Genomic DNA, 12,182 nt, shown 5'->3' with positions numbered 1-12,182 from the left:
TCAATATAAACTCTTGGTCTTTCTTTTTTTTCGGGACTATTCTTTTTTCACAGCCCCTTTCATGCCCTACTGCCCCGTCTCTTTATAGCTCATCACTAGCCCAAGCTTCGCCCTCCGCGTCATATGCTTGATCGCATACTCCCGCCGCATCGCCTCTTCCTTTGTCTCAAACTGCTCCAGATACACCAGCTCCACCGGTCTCCTGGATCTGGTGTATTTTGCGCCTTTCCCGGCATTATGCGCTTCCAGACGCTTCTCAATATCATTCGTCCACCCGGTATATAATGTTTCATCCTTGCATTTTAAAATATATGTATAATTCATCGCTTCAAAGAGGGACCAAAAAGCCCCTCTTCCTTTCTTCTGCTCTTATTCTTCAGCCAGATAGTCCATCGGATTGACCGGCTGACCATCTTTTAACATCTCAAAATACAGATTGCAGCCTTCCAGACTGTAATACTTGGTCGGAATCTCCAAATATCCGATCACATTTCCCGCTTCCAAATAATCACCGACTTTCACCTGCACTTCCTTGAGCTGTCCATACATGCACTCGTAACCATTCCCCATATCCAGTGTCACCGTGATTCCCGTCTGCGCAAAGTTATCAATGGATTTTACAAGACCCGGTGCTGCTGCGATCACGTTATCGTTCACCGCACCGGATATGATCATCGCCGGATTATATCTGTACTGATCCAATGTAGAAAAATATACGGTTTTATCCATACTGTAGCTCATCAGCACATTGCCGTCCACCGGCCACAGAAGCTGGCTGTCCTCCCCGAAATTCAGGTTCATTGCCGTTCCTGCGGTCTGCGTGCTGTCCGTCTCCCATGTATCCATCCGATTCTCTGTACTTCCATCTGCTGCCGTATTTGCAGCCTGGCTGTCCTCTTTTGTCACAGGTTCTTCATCTTCCAGCGCTTTCTTTGCAATACTGCTTGTCTCTTCCGTATTTCTTTTGATTTCTTCCTCTTTCGCCTGCTGTTCTTCCTCGATCTTTGCCTGCTCATCCTTCACATTTGCCCGGTAATTTCTCCATGTATAGGCTCCTGTAAGCACAATAGCAGCGGCAAAGCAGACCGCAAGACCGATCGACGCTCTTTTTCTCCTCTTATTAGAGGACTGCTGCTTTTTATTCATATTCTATCACCTCTGACAATATTTTTGCCAGAAAATGACCAACTTATTCTCCCTTTTCGTTTTTTTCGATCACAATATCCGTGACTTCTTCCAGACTGACATCAGTGAAAAAATATTGCAGAATTTCTTCACAGGATTTTCCTTCCTCTGCCATCTTCTTTGCCGTGTACTGGCTCATCCCAAGACCGTGCCCGATTCCCTTTGCCGTAACCCTTGTCTTCCCGTCATAATCCTGAAGCGCAAAGCATGACGAGGCAAGATGATAGGTTCTCCGGAATTCTTCACCATTTACTGTTTCACTGCCACAACGGACCTCTGTCACATACCCGGCATTGTCTGTTCCTGTCACTTCCATGTCGCTTCCCTGGATCATGGACACTGTCATCTCCTCTTTTGCCTCCACATCTTCGGGACATTCCCTGCTCTGAAGATACGGATACTCTTCCGAACCAAACACTTCATTTCCAGACCTTGTTTTTCCGTTGCTTAACCGGTGATACGGAGTCAGAATCAGCCTTCCGTCATACATCAGAACCTGCCCCCTTGTCTCATCCCACGCAGCTTTCATCTTCTCATAATATTCTCCATAATGATCTGCTCCCCAGTTGCTCTCCATCTGCTGCCTGGTCCAGTATTCCTTCGTCAGGACAGTGCTGGTGCCCTCATCCTGGATGCTTTTGTAAATGCTGGTCCGGATCAACACTGCCTGTGCCTTTAACGCTTCCTCCTCTGCATCTCCCTCAATTTCTTTAGCCAGAATCCCGATCCCATATTCATCCAGCGAAATTTTTCTGTTCTTTTCGTCACTTTTTACGGTCACATACGGGCTCGTCCCATTGTCCTGCGCCAAACTGCTTCTGCCATTCAGCAGAATCGTAACCACATACGGAAGTAATATAAGAATGGCAGCAAAATAGCCTGCCTGTCTGAAGTATTTTCGCATAAATAAAACCTCCCATACCACTGTATGAGAGGTTTTGACTGATTATGCTTCTGGTTTAACTGTAACATAATCCAGTTTCCAGATATTATCAACATATTCCTGAATGGTTCTGTCTGAAGTAAATTTACCACAGCTTGCTGTATTCAGAAGTGCCATCTTAGCCCAACGATCCGGATCTTTGTAAGCTTCTTCCACTTTCTTCTGTGCTTCTGCATAAGAGCGGAAGTCTTTCAGGATAAAGTATCTGTCCGGTCTGTCTCCACCCTGTGTATTCAGAAGTGAATTATACAGGTCGCGGAACATCTCATGGTCACCATGTGAATAAGTTCCATCCATCAACTGGTCAACGACTCTCTTAATATCCCAGTCATTGAAGTAGATCTCCTGCGGGTTATATCCGCCATTATTCTCATAGTTGATAACTTCGTCAGAACTAAGGCCGAAAATAAATGCATTTTCAATTCCAACTTCTTCTACGATCTCTACATTGGCTCCATCCATAGTTCCAAGTGTCGGTGCACCGTTCAGCATGAACTTCATGTTACCTGTTCCGGAAGCTTCTTTGGAAGCGGTAGAAATCTGTTCGCTGACATCTGCTGCCGCAAAGATCCATTCGGCGTTGGATACGCGGTAATCTTCGATAAATACGACTTTCAGCTTTCCATTGATGCTCAAGTCATTATTTACCACATCTGCTACAGAGTTGATCAGTTTGATGATCTCTTTTGCACGGACATATCCTGCGGAAGCTTTTGCACCAAAGATAAATGTTCTCGGATAGAAGGACATCTCCGGATGTTCTTTGATCTGGTTGTACAGATACATTACATGCAGAATATTAAGAAGCTGTCTCTTATATTCATGAAGACGCTTAACCTGTACATCATAAATAGATCTCGGATCGATCTCTACTCCATTGTGTTCCAGAATATATTTTGCAAGACGTTCTTTGTTCTTGTATTTGATATCCATAAATTCTGCTCTTGCCTTCGGATCATCCGCAAGCGGTTTTAATTTTGACATCTGGGACAGATCTGTGATCCAGCCGTCTCCGATGTGGTCTGTTACCCAGTCTGCAAGCAGCGGGTTTCCATGAAGAAGGAATCTTCTCTGTGTGATACCATTGGTCTTGTTGTTGAATTTCTCCGGCATCATTTCGTAGAAATCTTTTAATTCCTGATGTTTCAGAATCTCTGTATGAAGTCTTGCAACACCATTTACGGAGTAGCCTGCAATAATAGCCATATGTGCCATTCTTACCTGACCGTCCATCAGGATAGCCATCTTACGGACTTTATCTTCATTGCCCGGATACATACGGCGAACCTGTTCTACAAAACGGCGGTCAATTTCCTGTACAATCTGGTATACACGCGGAAGCAGTCTTGAAAACAGGTCGATCGGCCATTTTTCAAGTGCTTCTGACATGATAGTATGATTGGTGTAAGCAACCGTCTTTGTTGTTACTTCCCATGCTTCATCCCATCCAAGACCTTCCTGGTCAATGAGCAGACGCATCAACTCTGCAACTGCTACAGTCGGGTGAGTATCGTTCATCTGGATCGTAACTTTTTCATACAGTTTGCGCACATCTTTGTGTTTCTTTTTATATTTATCAAGCATAACCTGAAGACTGGCAGATACAAAGAAATACTGCTGTTTCAGACGAAGCTCTTTTCCTGCATAGTGGTTGTCATTTGGATAAAGAACCTCGACGATCGTTTTTGCAAGGTTTTCCTGCTCGATCGCTTTATGGTATTCTCCTCTGTCAAATGCATCCAGTTTAAAGTCTGTGATTGCCTGTGCATCCCAGATACGCAGTGTATTGACTACGTGGTTGCCATATCCTACGATCGGCATATCATATGGAATAGCAAGTACGGATTCATAATTTTCCTGGATGAAATCTTCTTTCTTGGTCTGTTCATTATACTGTACACGAATGGTACCACCAAAACGGACTTCCTTTGCATACTCGTCACGACGGATTTCAAACGGATTGCCATCTTTGAGCCAGTTATCCGGTACTTCTACCTGATAGCCATCTTTGATCTTCTGTTTGAACATACCGTAGCGGTAACGGATTCCACAGCCGTAAGCTGCGTATCCAAGGGATGCAAGTGAATCCAAAAAGCAAGCTGCAAGACGTCCAAGACCACCATTACCAAGTGCTGCATCCGGTTCCTGATCTTCTACCACATTCAGATCAATGCCCATCTCATCAAGGGCTTCTTTTACTTCTTTATATGCAGTCATGTTGATCAGGTTGTTGCCAAGTGCACGTCCCATAAGAAATTCCATTGACATATAATATACTGTCTTTGGATCTTCTTTTTCGTATGTTTTCTGTGTCGCAAGCCAGTCATCTACGATTGCTTCTTTTACTGCATAAGATACTGCCTGGAAAATCTGCTGCGGAGTTGCTTCTTCAATCTCTTTACGATACAGTGTCCGCACATTTTCTTTCACATCATTTTTAAAAGTTTCTTTTTCAAATCTTTTACTGTACATGCTTATATTCCCTTCTCATTTTGCGCAGCGGCAGGGATTATTCTCCCTGCTTTTCTACACCCATATTTACAGCTTCACCGTTGATCTTCCAGTCTTTCACATAGCCTGCAGGTTCAGCCTTTTCAACTGCTACCGCAAGTGTCTCCTGTCCGATCTGCTCTGCATACTCTGCAAATACTTTTTCTGCTTTTTCGCTTCCGTCGTAAGTTACCTTGATCTTGTCCATAACTTCAAATCCGGCTTCCTTACGCATAGTCTGGATCTTACTGATGATCTCACGTACAAATCCTTCTGTCAGAAGTTCTTCTGTCAGGTTTGTATCCAGTACAACGGTGATACCATAGTCACTCTCAGATACATATCCTTCCATCTGTGCCATGTCGATCAGAAGGTCTTCTTTTGTAAGTTCAATTTCCTGTCCATTTACCTGAAGCTTCAGAACACCTGTCGCATTCAGTTCGTCCATAGCAGCATTTCCGTCCAGATTGCTGAGCTCATTTTTGATTCCACCTAACAGTTTACCATATTTTGGTCCAACTGTCTTTAATTGTGGTTTAAATGTATAAGAAGTAAATGCACGAACATCATCTGTAAGTTCGATTTCTTTTACATTCAGCTCATCTGTCACGATATCCTGATAGAACTCCGGCAGATCGGAAGCACCTTTTACGAACATCTTTCCGATTGGCTGACGGTTCTTGATATTGGCTGTATTACGGCATGCACGTCCCATTACAACGATCTTCAGAACTTCATCCATGTTCTCTTCCAGAGTCTTATCGATATAAGCTTCATTTGCAACCGGATAATCACAAAGGTGGATACTTTCCGGAGCGCTTTCATCTACGCTTCTTACCAGGTTCTGATAAATTTCTTCGGTCATGAACGGGATCATCGGTGCTGCAACCTTTGATACCGTAACGAGTGCTGTATAAAGAGTCATGTAAGCATTGATCTTATCCTGTTCCATTCCTTTTGCCCAAAAACGTTCGCGGCTTCGTCTTACATACCAGTTACTCATATCATCTACGAAGTCCTGAAGTGCTCTTGCAGCTTCCGGAATCTGGTAATTTGCAAGATGATTATCTACTGTCTTGATCAGTGTATTCAGTTTTGATAAGAGCCATTTATCCATTACAGATAATTTGTCATATTCAAGTGCATATTTTGTTGCATCAAAATCATCAATATTAGCATACAATACGAAGAATGCATAGGTGTTCCAGAGTGTTCCCATGAACTTTCTCTGTCCTTCCATAACCGCTTTTCCATGGAAACGGTTCGGCAGCCACGGTGCACTGTTTACATAGAAATACCAGCGGATCGCATCTGCACCGTATGTCTCCAGAGCATCAAACGGATCAACCGCATTTCCTTTGGATTTACTCATCTTCTGACCATTTTCATCCTGTACATGTCCGAGAACGATTACGTTCTGGTATGGTGCTTTGTTGAAGATCAGAGTTGAAATTGCCAGCAGAGAATAGAACCATCCTCTTGTCTGGTCAACGGCTTCAGAAATGAACTGAGCCGGGAACTGCTGTTCAAATACTTCTTTATTTTCAAATGGATAGTGATGCTGTGCAAACGGCATGGATCCGCTGTCGAACCAGCAGTCGATAACTTCCGGTACACGGTGCATCTGTTTTCCACACTTCGGACACTTGATTGTTACATCGTCAATATATGGACGGTGAAGCTCGATATCATCCGGGCAGTTGTCTGACATGGATTTTAGTTCTTCAATGCTTCCGATCGAGTGCTGGCATCCGCATTCGCATTCCCAGATATTCAGTGGAGTTCCCCAGTAACGGTTACGGCTGATACCCCAGTCCTGAACATTTTCAAGCCAGTCACCAAAACGTCCTTTACCAATGCTTTCCGGAATCCAGTTGATAGTATTGTTATTTGCGATCAGGTCATCTTTAACTTCTGTCATCTTGATGAACCATGATTCTCTTGCATAGTAGATCAGTGGAGTATCACATCTCCAGCAATGCGGATAACTGTGTTCAAACTTCGGAGCATCGAAGAGAAGTCCACGAGCATCCAGATCTTTAAGTACTTCCGGATCAGCCTTCTTTACAAAGAGTCCTGCAAATGGAGTTGTCTCACCCATATCACCTTTTTCGTCAACAAGCTGCACGAATGGAAGGTCATATTTGCGTCCTACTTTCGCATCATCTTCACCAAATGCTGGTGCCAGATGAACAACACCAGTACCATCTGTCAGAGTTACATAATCATCACAGGTAACAAAGAATGCTTTCTTTTTCTGTTTTGCTGCGCAGTCATATGCACACTGGTAAAGCGGTTCATATTCTTTGTATTCCAGATCTTTTCCTTTGTAAGTTTCCAGAACTTCGTATGCCGGTTTGTCTTCTTCTGCAAATTTTCCAAGTATGGTGTCAAGCAGAGCGCATGCCATATAATAAGTATATCCGTCTGCACATTTTACTTTTGCGTAATCTTCTTCCGGGTTTACGCAGAGTGCGATATTAGACGGAAGAGTCCAAGGTGTGGTTGTCCATGCAAGGATGTATGCATCTTCGTCTTTCACTTTGAAACGAACGATAGCAGAACGTTCTTTGACATCCTTATATCCCTGTGCAACTTCCTGTGCTGAAAGTGGTGTTCCACAACGTGGACAATACGGAACGATCTTAAATCCTTTGTAAAGGAGTCCCTTATCCCAGATTTTCTTCAGAGCCCACCATTCAGACTCGATAAAGTTATTATCATAAGTAACATATGGATTTTCCATATCTGCCCAGAAACCTACTGTAGAAGAGAAATCTTCCCACATTCCTTTGTATTTCCAGACACTTTCTTTACATTTATTGATAAATGGTTCTACACCATATTTTTCAATCTGATCTTTTCCGTCAAGACCGAGCAGCTTTTCTACTTCCAGCTCTACCGGCAGTCCGTGAGTATCCCATCCTGCCTTACGCGGAACCATGTAGCCCTTCATTGTACGGTATCTCGGGATCATATCTTTGATTACACGGGTAAGAACGTGTCCGATATGCGGTTTTCCATTTGCTGTCGGAGGTCCATCGTAGAAAGTATAAGTTTCTCCTTCTTTACGGTTCTCCATACTTTTCTTGAAAATATCTTCTTCATTCCAGAATTTTTCAACTTCTTTTTCTCTGTCTACAAACTTCAGGTCTGTATCCACTTTTTTGTACTTAGCCATGATAAGCTCCTTTCTGAATCAATGACTTTGTATGCATTTTTTGGTATATAGAAAAATGTGCCCCGGCACGTAGTGCCCTTAATTTTGCAGGAAGTTTTTGGAATTTCCTGCAAAATTAAAAAAGACTTTCACCCGTAAAAGGACGAAAGTCTGTACATCGTTAACCACCTGTTACTGCATACCAGCATATGAGTTTCCTGTAACGGGGGAAATAACCGTCAGAACTTACTCGCCAGATTGCTTTCAGTTACTGCAACTCGGAAGTGATGTTCAGATCTACCCTACTTGCACCGGTCTTCCACCATCTCCGGTTCGCTTTACCTTTCAAATAAACCTTACTGTCTTCGTCAATGTCTTTTGATCTTTTTTCACCATTTCTAGGTTATTATAATAAAGAACCCCTTGCTTCGTCAAGGGGTTCTGCGGGATTTCGTGATTCTTTCCTTATATTTGACTGACCAGACGTTAATCTTTGTCAACTTCTCTTCTGCGCTTTCTGTTTGTTTCCACTTTCTTCTTTCTCAAGTGTTTCAGAACAGCCCTCCATACAATAATAAGAAGGAGTACTGCTGCAATCACACAAATTACAAGGATTACCTCTCGTGGTATTGTACTCTGAGCCTGCTTTTGTGTTTCACTGTCTGACTTATTGCCGGACACCTGTGCTTCATTTTCTGTGTTATCCTTCTGCAGATATTCATCACTTAATGTCACAGCTGCTTTTCCGACCGGGTTGCCCTGATAAGTATAAGTTACTGTTCCGGTACTGCTGTTCGTGTCATCCTGCGTAATTTCGTAATCCAGGCTTTGGAAATTTACATTTTCCGGAAGTACAACATATGCATTCGGATCAATTTCTTTAAAATCTGCGGAGTCTTCATAATCCGCAATCGTATATTTTGCGAAATTATTAAATCCATACTCCAGTAAATTGATGGAGTCTGGGTATACATTTTTCCCATGTGTCTTCAAGACAACACTGATCAGCTCCAGATTATCATCTGCTGCACAGGATACCAACGTGTTGAGTGCTTCATCTGTATAACCGGTTTTTCCGGCTATTGTCTTTGGATAATAATAATCGTTTCCCTCGTAAAACATCAGATCACTCTGCTGAAAGGTTCTCGCCTGATTTACCAGATTGGTTGCACCGATCGTATACTGCTGTGTCTGGGCAATCGTCTTGAATTCTTCATGATTTTCAAGCAGTTCCTGTGTAATAAGTGCCATATCACGTGCCGTCGTATAATGGTTCTGCGCATTCAGCCCATTCGGATTTTCAAAATCAGAATTTACTGCTCCCAGCTCTTTTGCGCGTTCATTCATCTTTGCAATAAAGCCATCATATCCTAAACCACCCACATTTTCAGCAATTGCATAAGCAACTTCATTTGCAGATGCCATCAGAAGTGCGTGAAGCGCATCATTTAAAGAAATTTCCTCCCCCGCGATCATTCCGATATAAGCATCCCCCTCTGCTACACAATCCACACTATTCTGTGTAATCGTGATCTTGTCATCAAGATTGCCGTTTTCCAATGCTACAAGTGCCGTTAAAATCTTTGTAATGCTGGCAGGATAAGCCTTTCCGTCAATATTTTTCGCATAAAGGATCGCACCGCTTTTTGCCTCCATGACAATTCCAGCCTCTCCGTAAGTAGCCGGTCCTTCTGGCCAGTTCTCCAGCTCATTGCTGGCAATCTTCATATCATATGCCTGCTGTGTTACTTCATCGATTTTCTGCTGCTGCAGGGCTTTAATTTCTTCTTGATTTTTTCCGGAAGTTTCTTCCTCTGTCAGATTATAATTGCTGACCGTTGTATCAATTGGTTCATTTGCTGACGTATCTTCTGCAAATGCGGTCATTCCAAGACTTCCAACCATCACTGCCACCAGCGATGCACTTAAAATTTTCTTCCATCTCCTCACGGATCTTCTCCTCCAAATTCTTTAATCTTATCCAATAAATCCCCGATATCTGTTCAGGCATGCGTAAATATCCTGTTTACGGATCTGTGCCATCGCTACAGAAACATAACTTCCTTTGCAAAGGGATGCCAGACCCTGCTTCTTAATCTGACTCCAGAGCTTTTCCACGCAAAGATCAACATCCTGTTCCTTCCGTTCCATTTCTTCCAGCAGATTCTTCAGGCAGTACGCTAATGCCGTTGTCTGTTCTGCATCCAGGATTTGTTCTACATATTTCAGATCCACATTTTCTCTTCCAATAGAAAATGAATCCTTACCAAACTGTTTTATCTTCACCTGGTCTCTCTTCTTTTCCATTTTTCCGGCCTTTAAGCTTCTGTGATGATCTTTATCAAATAAGACAGCTACATCAACCGGAACCTTTTTCTCTCCGGTCTCACTTTTTTCACCAATCACCGTTTTCACTTTTTCTGTGATATCGTACGTTCGGTAATTATCCATCTGCAGCACATGATCAGCAATGTAAAAATAAGATCCAGAACTTCCGGCCACCAGAATAATAGAAATTCCCTGCTTTTGATACAGGTTACCTGCCTGAAGAGTAAATGGTGTAATTGGTTCCTGTTCACCGGATACGACAGCCTGCATCAGCTCATCCCTGACCATAAAGTTCGTCGCACAGGTGTCTTCATCGATCAAAAGACATTTTGCACCTGACTGTACCGCTTCTACCACATTTGCAGCCTGCGAAGTCGAACCACTGGCATCCTCTGTGGAAAAATTTACTGTATCTTTCTTATTCGGCAGATCATTGATAAACGGTGAAATATTGATATGGGATACACATCTTCCGTCCTCGGCCCGGATCTTCATCGCAGTATCCGAAGTAATCACGTATTCTCTTCCATCTCCGGCGACGTGATTGTAAATTCCCTGTTCGAGTGCCTTCAGAAGTGTTGATTTTCCATGATATCCTCCACCCACGATCAAAGTAATTCCTTCCGGGATTCCCATTCCTTTTATTTTACCCCGGTGTGGAAGTTCCATCTCTACTTCCATACTTTCCGGTGCTTCAAAAGCAATTGCACCTTTCATAGGCTTCTGTGATACACCGCTTTCTCTTGGCAGTATAGAACCATTTGCCACAAATGCAATAAGTCTCCGCTTTGTCAGTTCTCTTCTTATATAATGTTGATCTTCCGCAAGTTCTATACACTTTTTCACTTCCTGCTGATTCAGGTTCTTATAATATAAAGATCTGTCAGCTATTTCCGGAAGATACTCAAACAAAATCTTCCTCAGTTCAAATGCATTGATCGTCCGTCCATTTGCCGGAAATCCAACTTCAAACCGTACCAGAAGATCTCCATCCTTAATTTCAAATGCAGTCCTGTCCAGAACCTCCTGTCCACAGCGGCTTATCCCAATCAATCCACTTTTTCCGGAACCCTTTGCCTGGAAAATAAATTTGGAAACAGCTTTTCCGAATTGTCTTGTCAGATAATCCTGAAGCGCAATTCTTCTGTGTTCTTCTTTATAATATTCTTCTGGAAATCTCGCCTGGATTTTCTTCACCTGAATACTCAGCTTTGACGGAGAAGCAAATGGATCTCCTTGTACATGATCAATATTGAGCTGGTATCCTTGAAACTGATAGCTTCCTCTCAAATCTTTGTAAGCTGGATAGCTTCTTCGATTGATACTCATCAAATTTTTTTCTAATTCTGCTGCTGATTTCATATCCTGCTCCCTCTTATCAAATTCTATGATGTTGGGGTCAAGAGGTCAAAAATCCTCTTGCAGGCAAGTTTGCTTCGGCTTTCTGACCTTTTGACCCTGGTATCATTCTATTTTACTAGCAAAAATTTACTTGGTGCATATTAAATTTTCTATAAAACGAAAAAAGATGTAAACCCAATTTATACAGGATTTACATCTTCTAAATCATGAAGCATCGGGGATTCGAACCCCGGACAACTTGATTAAAAGTCAAGTGCTCTACCACCTGAGCTAATGCTCCATCTGTTATACAGCTTGCCTTCTTTCGAAGACAGTGCCCAGAACCGGAATCGAACCAGTGACACGAGGATTTTCAGTCCTCTGCTCTACCGACTGAGCTATCTGGGCATACACACTAATGTGTGAGTTGCGGGAGCAGGATTTGAACCTACGACCTTCGGGTTATGAGCCCGACGAGCTACCAGACTGCTCCATCCCGCGATGATATCTCATTATAGCACATTTTTTCTAAATATGCAATGGGCGGAGGTGGATTCGAACCACCGAAGCAAATTGCAGCAGATTTACAGTCTGTCCCCTTTGGCCACTCGGGAATCCACCCATATGAAGTTTTACTGTCTTCCAACAGACATCATTCAGATTAACTGTCTGATGCAAGCCGATGATCGGACTCGAACCGATAACCTGCTGATTACAAATCAGCTGCTCTGCCAA

Annotated in this window: 7 protein-coding genes and 4 tRNA genes; all 11 read right to left on the bottom strand. The window is 42.9% G+C overall.

The annotated features are described in order from the left end of the window. Window positions 1–66: 66 nt before the first annotated feature. Complete coding sequence (locus PGY05_RS16040) at window positions 67–324, bottom strand: GIY-YIG nuclease family protein (protein ID WP_055155688.1); 258 nt, start codon at window positions 322–324, stop codon at window positions 67–69. 45 nt (window positions 325–369) lie between these two features. Continuing rightward, on the bottom strand, window positions 370–1,146 hold the full coding sequence (locus PGY05_RS16035; protein WP_008375556.1) for a M23 family metallopeptidase: 777 nt from the start codon (window positions 1,144–1,146) through the stop codon (window positions 370–372). Window positions 1,147–1,189: 43 nt separating this feature from the next. Next, entirely contained in the window at window positions 1,190–2,089 is a 900-nt protein-coding gene (locus tag PGY05_RS16030) for a SpoIID/LytB domain-containing protein (protein ID WP_195503057.1), read from the bottom strand. A gap of 42 nt (window positions 2,090–2,131) precedes the next feature. Beyond that, window positions 2,132–4,600, bottom strand: coding sequence for a glycogen/starch/alpha-glucan phosphorylase (locus PGY05_RS16025; RefSeq protein ID WP_173685385.1), 2,469 nt, complete (start codon window positions 4,598–4,600; stop codon window positions 2,132–2,134). Window positions 4,601–4,637: 37 nt separating this feature from the next. Beyond that, window positions 4,638–7,799, bottom strand: a complete 3,162-nt coding sequence (gene ileS, locus PGY05_RS16020) for an isoleucine--tRNA ligase (protein ID WP_055155686.1) — start codon at window positions 7,797–7,799, stop codon at window positions 4,638–4,640. A 465-nt stretch (window positions 7,800–8,264) separates the two neighbouring features. Continuing rightward, a complete protein-coding gene (locus tag PGY05_RS16015) occupies window positions 8,265–9,728 on the bottom strand; it encodes a D-alanyl-D-alanine carboxypeptidase family protein (protein ID WP_195503059.1) in 1,464 nt (487 codons plus the stop codon). 27 nt (window positions 9,729–9,755) lie between these two features. Continuing rightward, the gene (locus PGY05_RS16010; protein WP_022220322.1) at window positions 9,756–11,468 is read right to left on the bottom strand and encodes an ABC-ATPase domain-containing protein; all 1,713 of its coding nucleotides are present in this window, start codon (window positions 11,466–11,468) and stop codon (window positions 9,756–9,758) included. A 207-nt stretch (window positions 11,469–11,675) separates the two neighbouring features. Then, window positions 11,676–11,748 (bottom strand) — tRNA-Lys (locus PGY05_RS16005). A gap of 34 nt (window positions 11,749–11,782) precedes the next feature. Further along, a tRNA-Phe gene (locus PGY05_RS16000) sits at window positions 11,783–11,855 on the bottom strand. 19 nt (window positions 11,856–11,874) lie between these two features. Continuing rightward, window positions 11,875–11,948: transfer RNA gene (locus tag PGY05_RS15995), tRNA-Met, on the bottom strand. A 39-nt stretch (window positions 11,949–11,987) separates the two neighbouring features. Then, a tRNA-Tyr gene (locus PGY05_RS15990) sits at window positions 11,988–12,069 on the bottom strand. Between the last annotated feature and the right edge of the window lie 113 nt (window positions 12,070–12,182).

It is taken from the genome of Coprococcus sp. AF51-11b1, assembly GCF_027682785.1.
GTDB lineage: Bacteria > Bacillota > Clostridia > Lachnospirales > Lachnospiraceae > Allocoprococcus > Allocoprococcus comes.
Note: the sequence above shows the minus strand (reverse complement) of the source record. Positions and strands in the feature narration are given on the sequence as shown.

What these genes read in the sequence shown, in the direction of transcription:
- PGY05_RS16040 (WP_055155688.1), bottom strand. Translation starts at nt 324, where the DNA reads ATGAATTATACATATATTTTAAAATGCAAGGATGAAACATTATATACC.
- PGY05_RS16035 (WP_008375556.1), bottom strand. Translation starts at nt 1,146, where the DNA reads ATGAATAAAAAGCAGCAGTCCTCTAATAAGAGGAGAAAAAGAGCGTCG.
- PGY05_RS16030 (WP_195503057.1), bottom strand. Translation starts at nt 2,089, where the DNA reads ATGCGAAAATACTTCAGACAGGCAGGCTATTTTGCTGCCATTCTTATA.
- PGY05_RS16025 (WP_173685385.1), bottom strand. Translation starts at nt 4,600, where the DNA reads ATGTACAGTAAAAGATTTGAAAAAGAAACTTTTAAAAATGATGTGAAA.
- ileS (WP_055155686.1), bottom strand. Translation starts at nt 7,799, where the DNA reads ATGGCTAAGTACAAAAAAGTGGATACAGACCTGAAGTTTGTAGACAGA.
- PGY05_RS16010 (WP_022220322.1), bottom strand. Translation starts at nt 11,468, where the DNA reads ATGAAATCAGCAGCAGAATTAGAAAAAAATTTGATGAGTATCAATCGA.